General features: G+C 70.8%; 17 protein-coding genes and 1 pseudogene. 9 read left to right on the forward strand and 9 right to left on the reverse strand.

Annotation, left to right across the window (positions count from 1 at the left end; translation table 11 throughout):
• Position 1: 1 nt before the first annotated feature.
• The 7 genes from ACN261_RS09185 to rpmH all read right to left on the reverse strand — a co-directional run bounded on the left by ACN261_RS09185 (position 2) and on the right by rpmH (position 5102).
• Positions 2 to 1348: a ParA family protein gene (locus ACN261_RS09185; RefSeq protein WP_421484813.1), complete on the reverse strand. Its 1347-nt coding sequence runs from the start codon at positions 1346 to 1348 to the stop codon at positions 2 to 4.
• A 264-nt stretch (positions 1349 to 1612) separates the two neighbouring features.
• On the reverse strand, positions 1613 to 2314 hold the full coding sequence (gene rsmG / locus ACN261_RS09190; protein ID WP_425853579.1) for a 16S rRNA (guanine(527)-N(7))-methyltransferase RsmG: 702 nt from the start codon (positions 2312 to 2314) through the stop codon (positions 1613 to 1615).
• Between the two features lie 118 nt (positions 2315 to 2432).
• The gene (locus ACN261_RS09195; RefSeq protein WP_425849510.1) at positions 2433 to 3011 is read right to left on the reverse strand and encodes a protein jag; all 579 of its coding nucleotides are present in this window, start codon (positions 3009 to 3011) and stop codon (positions 2433 to 2435) included.
• Positions 3012 to 3223: 212 nt separating this feature from the next.
• Positions 3224 to 4219 (reverse strand): membrane protein insertase YidC, encoded by a 996-nt coding sequence (yidC, locus tag ACN261_RS09200; protein WP_204925522.1) that lies wholly within the window; start codon positions 4217 to 4219, stop codon positions 3224 to 3226.
• A 3-nt stretch (positions 4220 to 4222) separates the two neighbouring features.
• Positions 4223 to 4462, reverse strand: a complete 240-nt coding sequence (gene yidD / locus ACN261_RS09205; RefSeq protein WP_204925644.1) for a membrane protein insertion efficiency factor YidD — start codon at positions 4460 to 4462, stop codon at positions 4223 to 4225.
• A gap of 44 nt (positions 4463 to 4506) precedes the next feature.
• The gene (rnpA, locus tag ACN261_RS09210) at positions 4507 to 4935 is read right to left on the reverse strand and encodes a ribonuclease P protein component (RefSeq protein ID WP_421484814.1); all 429 of its coding nucleotides are present in this window, start codon (positions 4933 to 4935) and stop codon (positions 4507 to 4509) included.
• A 29-nt stretch (positions 4936 to 4964) separates the two neighbouring features.
• A complete protein-coding gene (gene rpmH / locus ACN261_RS09215) occupies positions 4965 to 5102 on the reverse strand; it encodes a 50S ribosomal protein L34 (RefSeq protein ID WP_007073824.1) in 138 nt (45 codons plus the stop codon).
• Between the two features lie 628 nt (positions 5103 to 5730).
• Here rpmH and dnaA point away from each other — a divergent pair.
• From dnaA to ACN261_RS09240, 5 genes and pseudogenes are all read left to right on the forward strand, one after another.
• Complete coding sequence (gene dnaA / locus ACN261_RS09220) at positions 5731 to 7566, forward strand: chromosomal replication initiator protein DnaA (RefSeq protein WP_425849515.1); 1836 nt, start codon at positions 5731 to 5733, stop codon at positions 7564 to 7566.
• Between the two features lie 784 nt (positions 7567 to 8350).
• Positions 8351 to 9484: a DNA polymerase III subunit beta gene (gene dnaN / locus ACN261_RS09225; RefSeq protein ID WP_421484815.1), complete on the forward strand. Its 1134-nt coding sequence runs from the start codon at positions 8351 to 8353 to the stop codon at positions 9482 to 9484.
• Between the two features lie 40 nt (positions 9485 to 9524).
• Positions 9525 to 10397 carry a phosphogluconate dehydrogenase (NAD(+)-dependent, decarboxylating) gene (gnd, locus tag ACN261_RS09230; protein ID WP_204925525.1) on the forward strand — a complete coding sequence of 291 codons (873 nt, stop codon included), beginning with the start codon at positions 9525 to 9527 and terminating at the stop codon, positions 10395 to 10397.
• 16 nt (positions 10398 to 10413) lie between these two features.
• Positions 10414 to 11547 carry a DNA replication/repair protein RecF gene (gene recF / locus ACN261_RS09235; protein WP_425849518.1) on the forward strand — a complete coding sequence of 378 codons (1134 nt, stop codon included), beginning with the start codon at positions 10414 to 10416 and terminating at the stop codon, positions 11545 to 11547.
• A 253-nt stretch (positions 11548 to 11800) separates the two neighbouring features.
• A pseudogene (locus ACN261_RS09240) lies at positions 11801 to 12319 on the forward strand (DUF721 domain-containing protein); the annotation flags it as partial.
• Positions 12320 to 12322: 3 nt separating this feature from the next.
• Here the strand turns inward: ACN261_RS09240 and ACN261_RS09245 are convergent.
• On the reverse strand, positions 12323 to 12550 hold the full coding sequence (locus tag ACN261_RS09245; protein WP_145917177.1) for a hypothetical protein: 228 nt from the start codon (positions 12548 to 12550) through the stop codon (positions 12323 to 12325).
• A gap of 87 nt (positions 12551 to 12637) precedes the next feature.
• On the opposite strand from ACN261_RS09245, the gene ACN261_RS09250 reads away from it, so the two are divergent.
• Entirely contained in the window at positions 12638 to 13114 is a 477-nt protein-coding gene (locus tag ACN261_RS09250) for a MarR family winged helix-turn-helix transcriptional regulator (RefSeq protein ID WP_421484818.1), read from the forward strand.
• A gap of 13 nt (positions 13115 to 13127) precedes the next feature.
• Here the strand turns inward: ACN261_RS09250 and ACN261_RS09255 are convergent, their stop codons facing one another.
• Entirely contained in the window at positions 13128 to 13712 is a 585-nt protein-coding gene (locus ACN261_RS09255; protein ID WP_421484819.1) for a hypothetical protein, read from the reverse strand.
• Positions 13713 to 14241: 529 nt separating this feature from the next.
• On the opposite strand from ACN261_RS09255, the gene gyrB reads away from it, so the two are divergent.
• From gyrB to ACN261_RS09270, 3 genes are all read left to right on the forward strand, one after another.
• A complete protein-coding gene (gyrB, locus tag ACN261_RS09260; protein WP_421484820.1) occupies positions 14242 to 16188 on the forward strand; it encodes a DNA topoisomerase (ATP-hydrolyzing) subunit B in 1947 nt (648 codons plus the stop codon).
• 121 nt (positions 16189 to 16309) lie between these two features.
• Positions 16310 to 18832, forward strand: coding sequence for a DNA gyrase subunit A (gyrA, locus tag ACN261_RS09265; protein ID WP_421484821.1), 2523 nt, complete (start codon positions 16310 to 16312; stop codon positions 18830 to 18832).
• Positions 18833 to 18836: 4 nt separating this feature from the next.
• A complete protein-coding gene (locus ACN261_RS09270) occupies positions 18837 to 19712 on the forward strand; it encodes a DUF3566 domain-containing protein (RefSeq protein ID WP_421484822.1) in 876 nt (291 codons plus the stop codon).
• Positions 19713 to 19909 lie beyond the last annotated feature (197 nt).

Consider the following 19909-nt stretch of genomic DNA (forward strand, 5'->3'; position numbering starts at 1 on the left):
ACTACGCATTCCGGTTCACCGGCTCCTTGGCACCGCGCTCGGCGATCTCCTGGGCGGCCTCGAAGTAACTCGTAGCCCCCCGCGATCCGGGATCGTAGGTCATCACGGACTGCCCGTAGCTCGGGGCCTCCGACACGCGGACGTTACGGGGGATGACCGCTTGGAGAACCTTGTCACCGAAGTGGTTGCGGACGTCCTGTTCCACGGCGTCGGCCAGCCGGGTACGGCGGTCGTACATGGTGAGCAGGATCGTGGAGACGGCCAGCTTCGGGTTCAGGTGCTGGCGTACCAGATTGATGTTGTTTATCAACTGGTTCAGCCCCTCCAGCGCGTAGTACTCGCACTGGATCGGGATCAGCACCTCCTGGGCGGCCACCAGAGCGTTGACCGTCAGCAGGCCGAGAGAGGGCGGGCAGTCTATGAACACGTAGTCGAAGTGCCCCGGGTACGCCTCGATCGCCCGGTTCAGCCGGGACTCCCGGGCGACCACCGAGACCAGTTCGATTTCGGCACCGGCCAGGTCGATGGTCGCCGGCACGCACCACAGGTTGGGGATGCCCTCGACCTCCTGGGCGACCTCGGCCAGCGGCACGCTGTCGATCAGGCAGTCGTAGACGTCCGGCACGCCCGTGTGGTGCGGGACGTTCAACCCGGTGGAAGCGTTGCCCTGCGGGTCGAGGTCGACCACCAACACACGGTTCCCGTGCAGGGCCAGGGCCACCGCCAGGTTCACCGTGGTCGTGGTCTTACCCACGCCGCCCTTCTGATTGGCAACGCACATCACCCGGGTCCGCTCGGGACGGGGCATGGTCACCTCGCCACTCGGATTAAGGATCTGCACGGCGCGCATCGCCTCCATAGCCAACGGTGGATCATCCTCTTCGCGCGTCGGGGTTTCACGTGAAACGTACGCGGCGTCCGCCGCATCGACGGCCCCGGGAGCGGGAGCGCCGACCATGGTCACGGCATCGGGCACCGCGCCGGGATGGGGTTGTACGGGCACCGGTGGCGTGTTGCCCTGCACCGGTGCCTCGAAGCGCGAGGATGCCCCCGCGTTCCGTCGTACCGGGGTGGTCGTCCGGTCGTCAGGGGCGTTGACCGGTCGACCGTCGGGGCCGGGCGGCACGGGAGGCGGTGGCACGTACGACTCGGGAACCGGACGGGCGGCACCCACCGCGGGCGGCTCCCGGCGCACCCCGGGATCGCGCTCCGGCGGCCGGATCATGGGCTGCCCGCCCGTCGTCCAGCCCTGCAGATGGTCGGTTTCACGTGAAACAGGGTCCACGCCTGAGCCCGGCCCCTCGGGCCGGTTCACCCGTGGGTCGTCGTACCTGCCGTCGTCATGCACCTGTCATCCCTACCCGCTCCGGATGGTCGGTCCGCACCCCGTCTCGCTTGCCGTACACGCGCTCGCACCGCAGGGCGTACGGCCCGGCGGGGGCGATCGGTATCCGGTGCACCCGAACATCCGCCCGCCCCACACTATCGACGCGCGGTCAGCCTACGGGGGACGGGCGCGGCGGGTCCATCTTCGTTATCCGGACGGTTGGGTGGTCCCCGCCCGTCGGCCAGCCCACCACGCCGCGCGGCACTCCGCACCGACAGGTCAGGGTCAGCGGACGCGCTTACGGCCTCCACGCGACCGCTTCGGCGCCATCTTCACGCCTGGGGTACGGACCACCCGCTCCCGGACGACCTCCACCACGGTGGTGGGCGGGTCGAGGAGTTCGGTGCCGCAGAGTCGTACCGTCGGTTCGCCTCCGCCCAGCGCGGCGACCGCCCCGGCATGCTCGACGATCTCGTCCGCCGCGGAGGCCCCCTTGAGGGCGATCAGTCGTCCACCGCGGACGACCAGGGGAAGGCACCAGGTGGCGAGCCGGTCCAGCGGTGCCACCGCGCGGGCGGTGACGACGTCGGCGGTGAACGGGCCGACACCGTTCGCTCCGGTGGCCGCCTCGTCGGCCCGCCCACGGAACACCCGGACGGTCCTGGCCAGTCCGAGCCGCTCCACCGCCTCGACGAGGAACGAGGTGCGCCGGGCCAGCGGCTCGACCAGTACGACGTTCAGGTCCGGACGGGCGATCGCCAGCACCACCCCGGGCAGGCCGGCACCGGAGCCGACGTCGATCACGCTGGCGTTCTCGGGGATCAGCTCGGCGACAGCCGCGCAGTTGAGCAGGTGCCGGTCCCAGATCCGAGGTGCCTCGCGGGGGCCGATCAGGCCGCGTACCACGCCGTCGGTGGCGAGCAGTTCGGCGTACCGGACGGCCAGGTCGAGCCGGTCCCCGAACAGCGTCCGCGCGGCGGCGGCCAGCTCGGTCGGGAGCGCGGCGTCCTGCGCCGAGGGTACGGGCCGATCGGGCGACGGCCCGGGTGGTGGTGCACCCGGGCCGGCAGCGGTATCGGTCGTGACGTCGTCGGTGGGCACCAGTTCAGTCCGCCGGCCGGACGACGATGCGTCGGGTCGGCTCGACACCCTCGGACTCGCTCTCCACACCACTCATCGCGTTGACCACGTCGTGTACGCACTTGCGCTCGAAGGCCGACATCGGCTCCAGCCGGACCGGCTCGCCGTGCTCCTTGACCTTCTCCACCGCGTTCTTGGCGACGGCGGCGAGTTCCTTGCGCCGGGTGGCGCGGTAACCGCCCACGTCGAGCAGGAGCCGGCTCGGGGAACCGGTCTGCCGGAACACGGCCAGCCGGGCCAGCTCCTGGAGCGCCTCCAGGGTGGCACCCCGCTGACCGACGAGGTTCTGCAACCGGCCACCGACCACCTCGACGACCGGACGGCCACCGGAGACCAGCTCGTCGATGTCGCCGTCGTAGTCGAGGATGTCGAGCAGACCCTCGATGTAGTCGGCGGCGATCTCGCTCTGGGCGAACAACTCACCCTCGCCGGCGGACTTCTTCTCCTTGCCGCCGTCGGCGGACTCACCCTCACCGGTCGCGGCGGTCGGAACGGTCTCCTCGTCGAGCGAGGCGTCCGCGCTGGGGATGCTGGTGTCGGTCACGGTGTCATCTCCGTACTAGCTCGGCCGGACCGTCGGGTCCGTTGGTCTCCCGGGGCGGCCGGCGGATGGGGGCCGGCTCGACACGGGCACGTCTGGTGGGGGCGGTCCCGGCCGCCGCGTCGGGCGCGGCGGGTCCGGTCCGGCGCCGGCCGTCACGGCGGCTGCGCGGTACCGGAGGCTGCCGCCGGTCGTGCCGACGGCAGCCCGGCGGCTCAACCCTGGCGCTTGGCCGGGCCCTTCTTCGGGTTGACCGGCTTGGCACCGGGCTTCGGCCCGGCGACCTTCGGCGCGGCCGGCTTCGCCGGCACCTGCGCGACGGGCTTGTTCCGGTTGAGGAAACCACCGGACTTGGCCGGCTGCACCGGGTTGCGGCCACCCGGGGTCGTCGCCTTGCCGCCGGCGACCCCCTTGTTGGTCACCAGCGGCGGGAACTTGCGGAGCACCCACTGCTGCTGGCCGAGGGTGAACAGGTTGTTGGTGACCCAGTAGATGATCACACCGATCGGGAAGATCGAGCCGGAGACCAGCAGGGAGAGCGGGATGCCGTAGAGCATCAGCCGCTGGATCATCCGCTGCTGCGGGTCCTCGGCCCAGCCGGTCTTGAGGATCATCTGGCGGCTGGTCAGGTAGGTGGTGCCCATCATGACCAGGACCAGGATGCCGGCGATCACCTTCACGGTGGTGCCGTTCGCGCCCAGCCGGGCCAGTTCGTCGGCGGTGGAGCCGAACTTGCCGGCGATCGGGGCGGTGAAGATCTTGGCGCTGGAGGCGCTGTCGAACTGCTCGGCGGTCCAGCCGTAGAGGCTCTTGGCCTCCTTGGCCGGGTCGAGCCGGCGCAGCACGTGGAAGAGCCCCAGGAAGACCGGGATCTGGAGGAACATCGGAAGGCAGCCCATCAGCGGGTTGGCCTTTTCCTTCCGATAGAGCTCCATCATCTCCTTCTGGAGCGTCTCCCGGTCACCCTTGTGCTTCTCCTGGAGCTCCTTGACCTTCGGCTGGAGCGCCTGCATCGCCCGCTGGGACTTGATCTGCTTGACGAAGACCGGGAAGAGGATCACCCGGACGGTGACCACCAGGAAGACGATGGCGAGAATCCACGACCAGTTGGTGCCGAGGACCGCGTCGACCGGCACCCCGATGGCGTCCCACGCCGAGTGCCAGGTCAGCAGGATCCACGAGATCGCGTAGTAGATCCAGTCGAGACTCAATTCTCAGACTCCAGTCACGTCGGCGCGTCGGCGGCGGCCCGGCTCCGGCACCGGGTCGTGTCCACCAGGGTGGAAAGGGTGGCAGCGCGACAGCCGCCGGACCGTCAGGCCGGCTCCCCGCAACGCACCGTGACGGGTCACCGCCTCCAGGGCGTAGGCACTGCACGACGGGTAGAACCGGCAGCGGGCCGGCAACGCCGGACTTATCCAACGACGGTACGCGATGATAGGGCCACTGAGCATCCGGGCACCCATGCTCCGGCGCGGCGGCACGATCGGGCTGCTGCTCACCGCGACCTCCGGCCCCGGGGCTGCCGGGCGGCGGCGATGGCCGCGTCCAGGTCGCCCGCCAGCCGGGGGTACGGCGTCCCGGCCGCGGTGGGCAGGGCGCGTACCACCAGGGTGCTGCCGGCCGGCAGCTCGGCCAACCGCTCGCGGACCAGGTGCCGCAGCCGGCGGCGGACCTTGTTGCGGACCACGGCGGGACCGACGGCCTTGGACACGACGAAGCCGGCGCGGCTCGACTCGGAGATCAACTCCGGATCGGTGGTCCGCGCCGGCTCCGGCGGGGTTGTCCCGAGGGGTGTGGCCGCGGGTGTGGAGGTCGCCGGCACCGTCAGGTGGACGACGACGGCACCACGACCGACGCGTCGACCACCCCGGACCGCTGCGGCGAAGTCGGTGCTACGCCGCAGTCGCTGTGCGGCCGTCAGCACGACTGTCCACGTCCCCGGACCGGTCGGCCTCAGGCCGACAGGCGGGCGCGGCCCTTGGCGCGGCGGGTCGACAGGATGGCGCGGCCGGCCCGGGTGCGCATGCGCAGCCGGAAGCCGTGGGTCTTCGCGCGCCGGCGGTTGTTCGGCTGGTAGGTGCGCTTGCTCACGTCAGGCTCTCCGTTTTCGTACGTCCCCGGTGCGGGTTCGCCCGGGGTCGTTTGGTGGACCAGACCACCTCGGCGGTGGCCTCCGATCGGCGCTGCCCGGCGGCACGGAACCTCGACGGGGCGAGGCGGCGACCACGGACAGCAAGCACCCATCACCCTAGCAGAGGGCGACAGAGCAGCCGCTCCAGCCTACGCAGGGGGGCAATGACCGTCAAACCACCCTGGGCTGCGGCTCCGGGGGGTCGCGGCACCGCCGATCCGGCGTCGCGTCCCGATCCTGACGGGGGCGTCGGTTGATGGCGGACAGCCGTCGCTGTTACCGTGCGCGTTTGCGGTCAGCTTCAGGTCCGGGTTGTCGTTCGGAGCGCAAGACCGGACCCGGCAGTGAATCGTTCGGCACGGTGAACCCGCTTCAACGCCCTCCCCGACAAGGGGGGCAGGTCCGACCCGCGTCCGGCGGGCGGCCACAATCGGTCGGTACACACAGGCTGTGGATAACTTGTGGATGCCGGCCGGTCAGCCGTCCGGTGGGTGAGAGGTACCACCCGCTCGAACGCGGTGGCGGGCCCGGCACGATCCGCTGGACCACAGCGGCGGCCGGGAGCAGAGGCGAGGGGGTGGCACGACGGTGGCCGGAACGATCGACCTTGCCGCGGTGTGGACCGCGGCGACGGACGAACTCGCCGACGAGATCATCTCCGCCCAGCAGCGCGCCTACCTCCGACTGACCCGGCTGCGGGCGATCGTCGAGGACACCGCGTTGCTGTCGGTGCCGGACGCCTTCACCCGGGACGTCATCGAGTCCCGGCTACGCCCGGCCATCACCGAGGCGCTCACCCGTCGGCTGGGCCGACCGATCCAGGTCGCGGTCACCGTCCGGATCGCCGAGGACGCCGCCGGGCGACCGGCCGGCACCGTCTACCGCAGCGGGCCCGAGGCCACCCCGGTGGTGACCGGACCGTCCGTCGACGACCATCCCGGTTACCGGCCGCAGGCATTCGACGAACCCGACCCGCCGTACCAGCAGGAGGCGGCACCGCCGTACCAGCGGGAGGCCCGGCCGCCGGAGCAGTCCGGGGCGGAGCCGCCGCCGGCCGGGCCGCCGGAGCGCGACGGGCACCGCCCGCCCCGGGTCCCGGCGAGCCGGGACGGCGGCCAGGACACCCTCTTCGGCGTCGCCTTCACCGAGCCGCCACCACCGCACCACCCCGCCCCCGAGCGGCACGGTGCCGAGGAACGCCACCGACCCACCGGGCCGGACACCGACCCGCGCGGCTACGAGCCCGCGTACCGGGACCAGGGGCGCACGCCACGTGACCCGCAGGGTCCGCGCGGCCTGGCCCGCGACGGCGCCACCGACAGCGGGCCCGGTCGGGCCGGCGTCGACCACCGCCCCGGTGCCGGCGACCGACGCCCCGGCGGTACGGAGTCCGGTGGCAACCGGCTCAACCCGAAGTACATGTTCGAGACGTTCGTCATCGGCTCGTCCAACCGGTTCGCCCACGCGGCGAGCGTCGCGGTGGCCGAGTCACCGGCCAAGGCGTACAACCCGCTGTTCATCTACGGCAGCTCAGGGCTGGGCAAGACCCACCTGCTGCACGCGATCGGGCACTACGCCCAGACGCTCGGCAACGCCCGGTCGGTCCGGTACGTCTCGACCGAGGAGTTCACCAACGACTTCATCAACTCGCTGCGGGACGACAAGACCAGCGCGTTCCAGCGCCGCTACCGTGACGTCGACATCCTGCTGATCGACGACATCCAGTTCCTGGAGAACCGCGAGCGGACCCAGGAGGAGTTCTTCCACACCTTCAACACGCTGCACAACGCGAACAAGCAGATCGTGATCACGTCCGACCGCTCGCCGAAGCAGCTGGCGACGCTGGAGGACCGGCTGCGGACCCGCTTCGAGTGGGGGCTGCTGGCCGACATCCAGCCGCCCGACCTGGAGACCCGGATCGCGATCCTGCAGAAGAAGGCCGCCCAGGAGCGGCTGTACGCCCCACCGGACGTGCTGGAGTTCATCGCCTCCCGGGTGTCGAACTCGATCCGGGAACTGGAGGGGGCGCTGATCCGGGTCACCGCGTTCGCGAGCCTGACCCGCTCCAACGTCGAGCTGTCGCTGGCCGAGGAGGTGCTGCGGGACTTCATCCCCGACGGCGCCGGCCCGGAGATCACCGCCGACCAGATCATGGTCTCCACCTCCGAGTACTTCGGAGTGAGCCTGGAGGACCTGCGCGGGCACTCGCGCTCCCGGGTGCTGGTGAACGCCCGCCAGGTGGCCATGTACCTGTGCCGGGAGCTGACCGACCTGTCGCTGCCCCGGATCGGGCAGGCGTTCGGCGGACGAGACCACACCACGGTGATGCACGCCGACCGGAAGATCCGCCAGCAGATGGCGGAGCGGCGCTCGCTGTACAACCAGATCGCCGAGCTGACCAACCGGATCAAGCAGAACACCTGAGACGTACGCCACTCCCGCCGCACCACCGACGCCCGGCCGAGCCCCTCGGCCGGGCGTCTGCGTGCCGGTACGCCCCGGCAGGGTTGACCCTCGACCGGGTCGAGGGGCCACGATCAGCGCATGACGTCGTCTTCTTTGTCCACAGGACCACCCGGTTGTCCACACCCCCTGTTCCACAACCGGTGGATAACCACGCTCCGTCCGGAGCCGGTTACCCACAGACTGTGGACAAACCCTGGGGACAGTGCTGTGGACGGCTGGGGACAACCCCGTCGTTGTCCACCGACGACGGTGGGCCTGTGGGCAACCTGTTGAAGGTTCTGGGGACGACGGCGGTCCGGGCCCGACCGGTTGTCCACAGCGTTGGGGGTAAACCCGGTGGATTACCGGTGGACAACCGGTGGACAACGGTGGACAACTCTGGGGACACCGGGTGCCTGTGGACCACCGACCGGGTTTACCCCCCGGTTCTCCACAGCGAACCCACCGGTGGATAACGTGTCTGAGCTGCGAGGACGCGAGTTACCCACAGTTTGCACAGGTGCGATGAAGACGATGAGTTATCTCTTCTGAAGAATCAAAAACCAATCATCACCGTTGGACTTCCTGTGGATCGGGCCGCAGCGCTGCCGTCGGCAGTCACCCCGGCACCGGAAGCACGGGGTCGGGCGCACAGCCGATGCCCACGCGCCCTAAGGTGCGATGGGTACCCGCACGGTCGGGCGGGACGGTGGGCAGCGGTCGGCATGAGAGAGTTGTCGCTGACGTCGACGCGGAGGCATTGATGAAGTTCCGAGTGGAGCGCGACGCGCTCGCCGAAGCGGTGGCGTGGACCGCGAAGAGCCTGCCCAGCCGGCCGTCCGTACCGGTGCTCGCCGGGGTGATGCTGCGGGTCACCGACGGCAACCTCCAGGTCTCCGGCTTCGACTACGAGGTCTCCAGCCAGGTGAGCGTCGAGGTGCAGGGCGACGCCGACGGGGCCGCCCTGGTCTCCGGCCGGCTGCTCGCCGAGATCACCAAGGCGCTGCCGGCCAAACCGGTGGACATCGCCGCGGTCGGCGCCCACCTGGAGCTCGTCTGTGGCAGCGCCCGGTTCACCCTGCCCACCATGCCGGTGGAGGACTACCCGGCCCTGCCGGAGATGCCGGAGAGCGCCGGCACCGTCGAGGCTGCCGCCTTCGCCGCCGCCGTCGGCCAGGTGGCCATCGCCGCCGGGCGCGACGAGACGCTGCCGATGATGACCGGCGTCCGGCTGGAACTCTCCGGTGGCACCCTGGCGATGCTCGCCACCGACCGCTACCGGCTCGCCCTGCGCGAGATGGAGTGGAACCCGGACGACCCCGAGATCAGCATCAACGCCCTCGTCCCCGCGCGCACCCTGAACGACACCGCCAAGGCGCTCGGTCCGCTCGGCGGCCAGGTGACCATGGCGCTGTCCCAGGGCGGTGCCGGCGAAGGCATGATCGGCTTCTCCGGCGGCACCCGCCGCACCACCAGCCGGCTGCTCGACGGAGCCAACTACCCGCCGGTCCGCTCGCTCTTCCCGGCCACCAGCAACGCCGAGGCCCGGGTGCCGGTGAGCACCCTGATCGAGGTGGTCAAGCGGGTCGCCCTGGTCGCCGAGCGGACCACCCCGGTACTGCTCAGTTTCAGCTCCGACGGCCTGGTCGTCGAGGCCGGCGGCACCGAGGAGGCCCGCGCCAGCGAGGCCATGGAGGCCACCTTCACCGGCGAGCCGCTGACCATCGGGTTCAACCCGCAGTACCTGATCGACGGCCTGGCCAACCTGGGGGCCCAGTACGCCCTGCTGCGCTTCGTGGACGCCTTCAAGCCGGCGGTGATTTCCCCCGCAGGTGAGGATGGCGAGGTCATCCCTGGGTACCGGTACCTCATCATGCCGATCCGCGTGTCCCGCTGATCGGCACCGGCAGCACCCGGACGCACGGAGGTAGGAGCAGATGCAGCTCGGCCTGGTAGGACTCGGCCGGATGGGCGGCAACATGCGCGAGCGGTTGCGCGCCGCCGGCCAGGAGGTCGTCGGCTACGACCGCAACGCCGACCGCAGTGACGTCGCGAGCCTCGCCGAACTGGCCGACAAGCTGCAGTCGCCCCGGGCGGTGTGGGTGATGGTCCCGGCCGCCGTGACCGACGCGACGATCGACGCGCTCGCCGAGGTGCTGGGCGAGGGCGACATCATCATCGACGGCGGCAACTCGCGGTTCAGCGACGACGCGCCCCGGGCCGCCCGGCTGGCCGAGCGGGGCATCGGGTACGTCGACGTCGGTGTCTCCGGCGGTGTCTGGGGCAACGTGAACGGCTACGCCCTGATGGTCGGCGGCGCGCAGGAGCACGTCGACCACCTGATGCCGATCTTCGAGGCGTTGAAGCCGGCCGGCGATCACGGCTTCGTGCACGCCGGCCCGGTCGGTGCCGGCCACTACGCCAAGATGGTGCACAACGGCATCGAGTACGGCCTGATGCACGCCTACGCCGAGGGCTTCGAGCTGCTCTCCGCCGCCGAGATGGTCACGAACGTGCCGGGGATCATCAAGTCCTGGCGGGAGGGCACGGTCGTCCAGTCCTGGCTGCTCGACCTGCTCGACCGCGCGTTGGACGAGGACCCGGACCTGGCCACGCTGACCGGGTACACCGACGACACCGGTGAGGGGCGCTGGACGGTCGACGAGGCGATCCGGCTGGCCGTCCCGCTCAACGTCATCACCGCCGCCCTGTTCGCCAGGTTCTCCTCCCGGCAGGACGACTCGCCCGCGATGAAGGCGGTCGCCGCGCTGCGCCAGCAGTTCGGCGGGCACGCCGTGCACAAGCGCTGAGCGGCATCCACAGGCTGTGTACGTCCGCCGGCTCGAACTGGTCGACTTCCGCTCGTACGAGCGGGTCGGCGTCGATCTGGAGCCGGGTCCGAACGTCCTGACCGGTGCGAACGGCGTCGGCAAGACCAACCTGGTCGAGGCGTTGGGTTACGTGGCGACCCTGGACTCGCACCGGGTCGCCACCGACGCCCCCCTGGTCCGGCTGGGCGCGACCGCCGCCGTGATCCGCTGTGCGGTGGTGCACGACGGCCGGGAGCTGCTGATCGAGCTGGAGATCGTCCCCGGTAAGGCCAACCGGGCCCGGCTCGGGCGCTCCCCGGCCCGGCGGGCCCGGGACGTGATCGGCGCGTTGCGGCTGGTGCTGTTCGCCCCGGAGGACCTGGAACTCGTCCGGGGCGACCCGGCGGAACGCCGCCGCTACCTCGACGACCTGCTGGTGCTCCGGCAGCCCCGGTACGCCGGGGTGCGCGCCGACTACGACCGGGTGGTCAAGCAGCGCAACGCCCTGCTGCGTACGGCGTACCTGGCCCGCAAGACGGGCGGGTCGCGCGGCGGTGACCTGTCGACCCTGGCGGTCTGGGACGCCCACCTGGCGCGGCACGGGGCCGAGCTGCTCGCCGGCCGGCTGGAACTGGTCGCCGCGCTCACCCCGCACGTGGCGAAGGCGTACGACGCGGTGGCGGCGGGGGCCGGGGCGGCGGGCATCGCGTACCGGCCGTCGGTGGAGCTGACCGGGGTGGGCACCGACCGGGAGGTACTGGCCGGGGCGTTGACCGCCGCGCTGGTCGAATCCCGGTCGGCCGAGATCGAGCGGGGCACCACGCTGGTCGGGCCGCACCGTGACGACCTCGTGCTCACCCTCGGCCCGCTGCCCGCCAAGGGGTACGCCAGCCACGGCGAGTCCTGGTCGTACGCGCTGGCGCTGCGGCTGGCCGGGTACGACCTGCTGCGCGCCGACGGGATCGAACCGGTGCTGGTGCTCGACGACGTCTTCGCCGAGCTGGACGCGGGCCGCCGGGAGCGACTGGCCGAACTGGTCGGCGGGGCCGGTCAGCTCCTGGTCACCTGTGCGGTGGACGACGACGTCCCGGTGGCCCTGCGTGGCGCCCGGTACGCCGTCGGCGAGGGGACGGTCCGTCGTGTCGGCTGAACCGGAGCAGCCCACCGGGTCGACGGGCCGCCCGGGGCGCACCACCCCGGGCGGGGCACGCGGTGCGCGTACCCCCGGGGGAGCTGGCGGGGGCGCAGAGGGTGCGCGGTCCCGACCGGCCGGGACCGGCGCGGACGCCGGGGCCGTTGGTGCGGAGGCCGCCTCCCCGGGCCGCGCCGAGGCCGCCTCCCCGGGCCGCGCCGAGGCCGCCGGTGGGCGGGCCGGTGGTGGTTCGGGTTCCGGCGGAGCGTCGGGTGCCGACGCCGGGGCGAGCGGACCGGAGCTGGCGCGGGCGGTGCTGGACGCGGCGAGGGCCCGGCGGGAGGCGGCGGCCCGCACCCGGCGACCGGGGGTGACCGGCGCGGCCGACGGCGGTGGCCGGCGGCTGCGGGGCTACTCCGGGCCGGGGCCGGACCCGCGTGACCCGCAGCCGTTGGGCGCGGTGCTGGAACGGCTGATGAAGGCGCGGGGCTGGCAGCAGCCGGCGGCCGAGGCGACCGTCTTCGGCGCCTGGGAGAAGGTCGTCGGGCCGGAGATCGCCCAGCACAGCCGTCCGGTCAAGCTGGAGGACGGCGAGCTGACCGTGGAGGCCCGCTCGACCGCGTGGGCCACCCAGTTGCGGCTGCTCGCCGGATCGCTGTTGAAGCGGATCGCCGGGGAGGTCGGCCACAACGTGGTCCGCAAGCTGCACATCCACGGGCCGGCGGCGCCGTCCTGGTCGCGGGGGCCGCGCCGGGTGCGCGGTCGGGGGCCGCGCGACACGTACGGCTGAGGTTCACCGTTCGGCGCGGCGGGCCTCCCGTTCGGCGCGTTTGCGTTCCCGCTGCTCGCGGCTCCACTGCTTGCGTCGTTCCAGGTCCTCTTTCCAGGCGTCGCGGGCCTGCCGGGAGCCGCCCTGCACCGCGCCGGCCACCTCCGGCGGACCGGCCAGGTTCTTGAACGCCCAGGCCAGGAGCCGGCCACCCTCGCCCGGGGCCTTGGCCGCCGGCTTGTCCTCGCTCATCGGCAACGACCCTTCCTTGAAGCTTGGTGTGCAAACAATTGGTACACCAAGCATTGGTAGCATCGCAACGGCGACGAGGAGGAACACGTGGACGGACAACCCGACGGGGATCCGCTGGCGCTGGAGGAGCAGGTCTGCTTCGCGCTCTCCGTCGCCGCCCGGGGCGTCGTCGCGGTCTACCGGCCGCTGCTGGAACCGATGGGGCTGACCCACCCGCAGTACCTGGTCATGCTGGCGCTCTGGCAGCACGCGCCGCTGTCGGTCCGGGAGCTGAGCCGACTGCTGCAACTCGACCCCGGCACCCTGTCGCCCCTGCTCAAGCGGCTGGAGGCGGCCGGCTACCTGCGCCGGGAACGGGACCCGGCCGACGAACGCAGCCTCGCCGTGTCGCTCACCGGGACCGGCCGGGCGCTGCGGGCACAGGCCGAGCAGATCCCCCCGGCGGTCGTCGCCCGGCTCGGACTGCCACTGGCCGAGCTACGCGACCTGCACGCGGCGCTGACCCGGGTGATCGCCGCCGCCAACGGCGCGGTGACCTCCGCACCGACGCCGGACAGCCCCTAGAGCCGGGACCCGCTCAGTGCTGCGGACCCGGACGACGACCGGGCTCGGCGTCGGCGTAGATCGCGAAGCCCCGGTCGGCGCAGCGCCGGTAGAAGGCGGCCAGCACCCCCAGCTCGGCGCAGGTGAAGTCCCACTGCGGCGGGTCGCCGTTCTCGTCGCGCAGCCGGTCGAGCCGACTGCCCAGCCAGCGCAACTGCTGCTCGGCCAGGCGGCCGTCACCGAGCAGCGCGCGGAGCACCTCGCTGACCGACTCGAAGGTCACCGCCTCGCCGTGCGGCCGGTGCTGGGCGACGAACTTCTCCACCCCGTCGGCGATCCAGGCGCAGCCGTCCGGGTCGATCACCGGATCCTCGTCCTCGGCGGCGGCGTCAGTGGCGTAGAGCACATTTTCCAGGCCGAGGATCAGGTCGACCAGCTCGGTGTACGCGGTCGCCCGGACCGTGCCGGTCTTGGCGATGTGCTCGGCGAGCGCGGCGGTCGGCGCGGAGATCCGGGGAATGTCGACGATCTCGCCGAAGTCGACGAACTCGGCCGGCGCGACCGGGTCGTAGAAGCGGCCGGTCCGCGGCCAGTGCACCGCGACATTGTCCAGCCCCATCTGGTGTCACCTCTCGAGAGCACGTGTCGGATCGATCGGGTCCATCGTCCCGGTTACGGGTGGAAAAGATCAAGACGAGCGACTTGGTCGCGCGCCGCAAAGCTACGGTACGACCACCGCCCGACGCGACCCCGCGCCACCCGGCGAGCCGGACTATCCGGTGGCGGCGGGCACGGAAACCGGGCCGGGGCGTGTAGGGGGAGTCGCGGACAGCGAGATTCGGCCCGCTACGAGGGTCTGAGCCGCCTTCAAGGGGTGCCGAGTGGCGGTTATGTCGTGTGCGCACAGTAAGATTGACGCTGAGACGACGACCTGACGCGGTGCGACGGACGGGGGCCCTCACCGGCCCTTGATCAACGTCCCGGGTCGGGTCTGGCCGATCGCGATCCGCGGGCAACCGCGGCGACCGGCGCGCACGACCTGCGACGGCCCTGTGGGGCCGTCACCCGTGCACGCCGACGTCGCGTCCTGTCCGCCGAACCCGCGCCCCCGCGCCCTCGGCGCGGACGGTGCGAGAAAGTGGCCGAGGGTGGCAGCGCAGGACAAGCAGGATTACGGCGCAGAGTCGATCACCGTCCTCGAGGGTCTGGAGGCGGTCCGCAAGCGACCCGGCATGTACATCGGGTCGACCGGCGAGCGTGGCCTGCACCACCTGGTGTGGGAGGTCGTGGACAACGCGGTGGACGAGGCGCTCGCCGGCTACTGCGACACCATCGACGTGGTGCTGCTCGCCGACGGCGGGGTCCGGGTCACCGACAACGGCCGTGGCTTTCCGGTCGACCTGCACCCGAAGCTCAAGAAGCCGGGTGTCGAGGTCGCGCTGACCGTGCTGCACGCGGGCGGCAAGTTCGACGGCAAGGCGTACGCGGTCTCCGGCGGTCTGCACGGCGTCGGCGTCTCCGTGGTGAACGCCCTGTCCACCCGGATGGCCGTCGAGATCCACAAGTCCGGCCACGTGTGGCGGCAGCAGTACCACAACTCCAAGCCGGAGCCGCTGGACAAGGGTGAGACCACCGACCGCACCGGCTCGGCGGTCTCCTTCTGGCCCGACCCGGACGTCTTCGAGACGGTCGACTTCGACTTCCAGACCATCTACCGCCGCCTGCAGGAGATGGCCTTCCTCAACCGGGCCCTGTCCATCCACCTACTCGACGAGCGGGTCGCCGAGGGCGAGGAGGGCAAGCCCCGCGAGGTCACCTTCTTCTACGAGGGCGGCATCGCCGACTTCGTCAGGCACCTCAACGCCTCGAAGAACCCGATGCACAAGACGGTCGTCGAGTTCGCCGCCGAGGAAGAGGGCATGTCGGTCGAGATCGCCATGCAGTGGAACGAGTCGTACGGCGAGTCGGTCTACACCTTCGCCAACACGATCAACACGCACGAGGGCGGCACCCACGAGGAGGGTTTCCGGGCGGCGCTGACCAGCGTGGTCAACCGCTACGGCACCGACCGCAAGCTGCTCAAGGGCGACGAGAAGCTCTCCGGCGAGGACATCCGCGAGGGGCTGGCCGCGATCATCTCGGTCAAGCTGGCCAACCCACAGTTCGAGGGCCAGACCAAGACCAAGCTGGGCAACACCCCGGTCAAGAGCTTCGTGCAGCGGGTCTGCAACGACCGGCTGGTCGACTGGTTCGACCGCAACCCGGCCGAGGCCAAGACGATCATCCAGAAGGCGTCCCAGGCGGCGCGGGCCCGGATCGCCGCCCAGCAGGCGCGCAAGCTGGCCCGCCGCAAGTCGCTGTTGGAGTCCGGCTCGATGCCCGGCAAACTGGCCGACTGCCAGTCCACCGACCCGCGCGAGTCCGAGGTCTTCATCGTCGAGGGCGACTCGGCCGGCGGCTCGGCCAAGCAGGGGCGCGACCCGCGTACCCAGGCGATCCTGCCGATCCGCGGCAAGATCCTCAACGTGGAGAAGGCCCGGATCGACCGGGTGCTCAAGAACAACGAGGTCCAGGCGCTGATCACCGCCCTGGGCACCGGCATCCACGACGATTTCGACATGGAGAAGCTGCGGTACCACAAGGTGGTGCTGATGGCCGACGCCGACGTCGACGGCCAGCACATCCAGACGCTCCTGCTCACCCTGCTGTTCCGCTTCATGCGGCCGCTGGTCGAGCTGGGGCACGTCTACCTGGCCGCCCCGCCGCTCTACAAGATCAAGTGGAACAAGAAGGGCGACGACGCCCAGTACGCGTACTCCGACCGGGAGCGGGACGGGCTGATCGCGCTGCGCCAGCAGAAGAAGCCCAACGCCAAGCCGGACGACATCCAGCGGTTCAAGGGTCTCGGCGAGATGAACTATCCCGAGCTGTGGGAGACCACGATGAACCCGGCCACCCGGACGCTGCGTCAGGTCACCCTCGACGACGCCGCGACCGCCGACGAACTGTTCAGCGTGCTGATGGGTGAGGACGTCGAGGCACGCCGCTCGTTCATCCAGCGCAACGCCAAGGATGTGCGGTTCCTCGACATCTGACGGCACGGTCGGCCGGTGCTCCACCGGCCGACCGTCGTCCACCGGGTTATCCACAGCCTGGCCGGTTTCCACAGCGTTATCCACAGCACGAACACGACTCTGAGTCTGATAAGGGTTAACAGTGACCGATACTCCCGAGTCCACCCCGAACGAGCCGGAGACCACCGAGACACCCCTCGCGGCGGTCGTCCAGCACGACCGGATCGAGCCGGTCGGGCTCGAGGTCGAGATGCAGCGTTCGTACCTCGACTACGCGATGAGCGTGATCGTCGGGCGGGCCCTGCCGGACGTACGGGACGGGCTCAAGCCGGTCCACCGCAAGATCCTCTACGCCATGTACGACTCGGGTTACCGGCCGGACCGGGGCTACGTGAAGTGCTCCCGGGTCGTCGGCGACGTAATGGGGCAGTTCCACCCGCACGGCGACTCGGCCATCTACGACGCGCTGGTCCGGATGGCCCAGCCCTGGGCGCTGCGCTATCCGCTCGTCGACGGCAACGGCAACTTCGGCTCGCCGGGTAACGATCCGGCTGCCGCGATGCGCTACACCGAGTGCAAGCTGGACCCGCTGGCGATGGAGATGCTGCGGGACATCGACGAGGACACCGTCGATCTCCAGGACAACTACGACGGCCGGGCCAAGGAGCCCACCATCCTGCCGTCGCGCATCCCCAACCTGCTGGTCAACGGGTCCGAGGGCATCGCGGTCGGGATGGCCACCAAGATCCCGCCGCACAACCTGCGCGAGATCGGCGCGGCGGTGCAGTGGTGCCTGGAGAACCCGGAGGCAGACGAGGCGACCACCCTCGAAGCGCTGCTGGAGATCGTCAAGGGTCCGGACTTCCCGACCCACGGGTTGATCGTCGGTCAGTCCGCCATCCAGGACGCGTACCGGACCGGGCGTGGCTCGATCCGGATGCGCGCCGTGGTGGAGGTCGAGGAGGACAAGCGGGGCCGGCCGGCACTGGTGGTGAGCGAGCTGCCCTACCAGGTCAACCCGGACAACCTGGCCGAGCGGATCGCCGAGCTGATCAAGGAGGGCAAGCTCGGCGGCATCGCCGACATCCGGGACGAGTCCTCCGGGCGTACCGGCATGCGGATCGTGCTCGTGCTCAAGCGCGACGCGGTCGCCAAGGTGGTGCTGAACAACCTCTACAAGCACACCCAGCTCCAGGAGACCTTCGGCGCCAACATGCTGGCCCTGGTCGACGGGGTGCCGCGCACGCTCAACCTGGCCCAGTTCATCAGGTACTACGTCGAGCACCAGATCGAGGTGATCCGGCGGCGGACCGCGTTCCGGCTGCGCAAGGCCGAGGAGCGGGCGCACATCCTGCGCGGTCTGTCCAAGGCGCTTGACGCGCTGGACGAGGTGATCGCCCTGATCCGGCGGTCGCCCACCGTCGACGACGCCCGGCAGGGCCTGATCCGGCTGCTGGAGATCGACGAGATCCAGGCGACCGCGATCCTGGACATGCAGCTGCGCCGGCTGGCCGCCCTGGAACGGCAGCGCATCCTGGACGACCTGGCCAAGCTCGAACTGGAGATCGCCGACCTCAAGGACATCCTCGCCAAGCCGGAGCGGCAGCGGAAGATCGTCTCCGAGGAGCTGAGCGAGATCGTCGCGAAGTGGGGCGACGAGCGGCGCACGAAGATCGTCCCGTTCGACGGCGAGGTCTCGATGGAGGACCTCATCGCCCGCGAGGACGTGGTGGTCACCATCACCCGCACCGGGTACGCCAAGCGCACCAAGGTCGACCTCTACCGCTCGCAGCGGCGCGGCGGCAAGGGAGTGAGCGGCGCAACGCTGCGGCAGGACGACATCGTCAGCCACTTCTTCGTATGCTCCACGCACGACTGGATTCTGTTCTTCACCAACAAGGGCCGCGTGTACCGGGCCAAGGCGTACGAGTTGCCCGAGGCCAGTAGGGTGGCCAAGGGCCAGCACGTGGCCAACCTGCTCGCCTTCCAGCCGGACGAGCAGATCGCGCAGATCATCGAAATCCCGAACTACCAGGTGGCCCCCTACCTGGTACTCGCCACGAGAAACGGCCTGGTGAAGAAGACCCGACTCGAGGAGTTCGACTCCAACCGGTCCGGCGGCGTCATCGCGATCAACCTGCGCGATGAGGACGAGCTGGTCGGTGCCGTGCTCGCGGCACCGGAGGAGGATCTGCTGCTCGTCTCCAAGAAGGCCCAGGCGATCCGGTTCAACGCCTCCGACGAGGCGCTGCGCCCGATGGGCCGGGCCACCTCGGGTGTGATCGGCATGCGCTTCACCGACGACGACGTCCTGCTGGCCATGGAGGTCGTCCGGGAGGGCCTGGACGTCCTGGTGGCCACGAACGGGGGATACGCGAAACGTACCCCCATCGAGGAATACCCGGTTCAGGGCCGGGGAGGTAAGGGCGTGTTGACTGCGAAGATCACCGAGCGCCGCGGTGGTCTGGTCGGCGCGGTGGTGATCGACCCGGACGACGAGCTGTTCGCGATCACCAGCAACGGCGGCGTCATCCGGACTCCGGTGAAGCCTGTACGCCGTACCCGTGACCGGAACACAATGGGGGTCAAGCTGATGGACCTCCCGGACGGCGTGACTATCGTGGCGATTGCTCGCAATGCCGACGAGCCTGACGAACAGGACTAGTTGAATGACGGAGACACAGGCGAAGTCGGGGAACAAGGGGACCTCGGCCACCCCGGTCGACGAGGAGGCCGCCAAGAGCGGTACAACCCCCGCCGGCCGCGCCGCCGTGGGTCGGGCCACCGTCCCCGCCGACGCGCCTGCCCCGAAGTTCACCCGGGCACCCGGCATGGCACCGCCGCCGGACAAGCCCGGTGAGGACTCGGGAACGACCGAGAAGCCCCAGCCGACGGGCACCGACGCGCCCTCCTCAGCCACCCAGCCGGTGGCTGCGGCGGCCCGGTCGAGCAACACGACACAGCCGATCACGGTGGGGGCCGCCACCTCCCCGTCCACCACAGGCACCCAGCCGAAGGTCGGCGGTTTCCGGCCGACCCCGGACAACGCCGCCCGCCCCGCCAACGGTGGCGGTCTGCCCCCGGGCATCGGTGGCGCGTCCGCCGTCGGCGCCGCGCGGGTGGGTGACGCGGTACGCGCCGCGCGTACCTCGGTCAGTTCGGCCGCCTCCCGGGGGCCGCGCCGGGCCCGGCTGAACCTCAAGCGGATCGACCCGTGGTCCGTGATGAAGTTCGCCTTCGCCGTCTCCGTGGTGCTGTTCATCGTGGTGGTCGTGGCGACCTCGGTGCTCTATCTCGCGCTGGACGCGATGGGCGTGTTCCAGAGCGTCAACGACAGCCTGACCGACCTGGTCAGCGCCAGCGGCGGGCAGGGCACCAACAGCGGCTTCCAGATCACCGCGAAGGGCGTCATCCTGACGTCCGCCCTCGTCGGTCTGGTGAACGTGGTGCTGTTCACCGCGCTCGCCACGCTGGGGGCGTTCATCTACAACGTCTGCGCCGACCTGGTCGGCGGGATCGAGTTGACGCTCGCCGAGCGCGACTGATCCGACCCGACGCCGGGGCGCCGCGAACAGCGGCCGCCCCGGCGTCGTGCTTTCCCCGGCCCGTTTGCGCCCCCTCCTGGGTCGCTCGGCCGGGTCGTGGCCGCTCGTGGGTCGATTCAGCGGTGTCCGGGTCGCCCGATGCCGCTGTTTCCCGTCGCAGGAGTGGATCTCTGACCCCCTGGACCGGGGGAAAGGGC

The sequence above is a fragment of the Micromonospora sp. WMMD723 genome (assembly GCF_049863385.1).
In the GTDB taxonomy this organism is placed as follows: Bacteria; Actinomycetota; Actinomycetes; order Mycobacteriales; family Micromonosporaceae; genus Micromonospora; species Micromonospora wenchangensis.

What these genes read in the sequence shown, in the direction of transcription:
- dnaN (WP_421484815.1), top strand. Translation starts at nt 8,351, where the DNA reads ATGAAGTTCCGAGTGGAGCGCGACGCGCTCGCCGAAGCGGTGGCGTGG.
- gnd (WP_204925525.1), top strand. Translation starts at nt 9,525, where the DNA reads ATGCAGCTCGGCCTGGTAGGACTCGGCCGGATGGGCGGCAACATGCGC.
- yidD (WP_204925644.1), bottom strand. Translation starts at nt 4,462, where the DNA reads ATGCTCAGTGGCCCTATCATCGCGTACCGTCGTTGGATAAGTCCGGCG.
- ACN261_RS09255 (WP_421484819.1), bottom strand. Translation starts at nt 13,712, where the DNA reads ATGGGGCTGGACAATGTCGCGGTGCACTGGCCGCGGACCGGCCGCTTC.
- ACN261_RS09245 (WP_145917177.1), bottom strand. Translation starts at nt 12,550, where the DNA reads ATGAGCGAGGACAAGCCGGCGGCCAAGGCCCCGGGCGAGGGTGGCCGG.
- ACN261_RS09270 (WP_421484822.1), top strand. Translation starts at nt 18,837, where the DNA reads ATGACGGAGACACAGGCGAAGTCGGGGAACAAGGGGACCTCGGCCACC.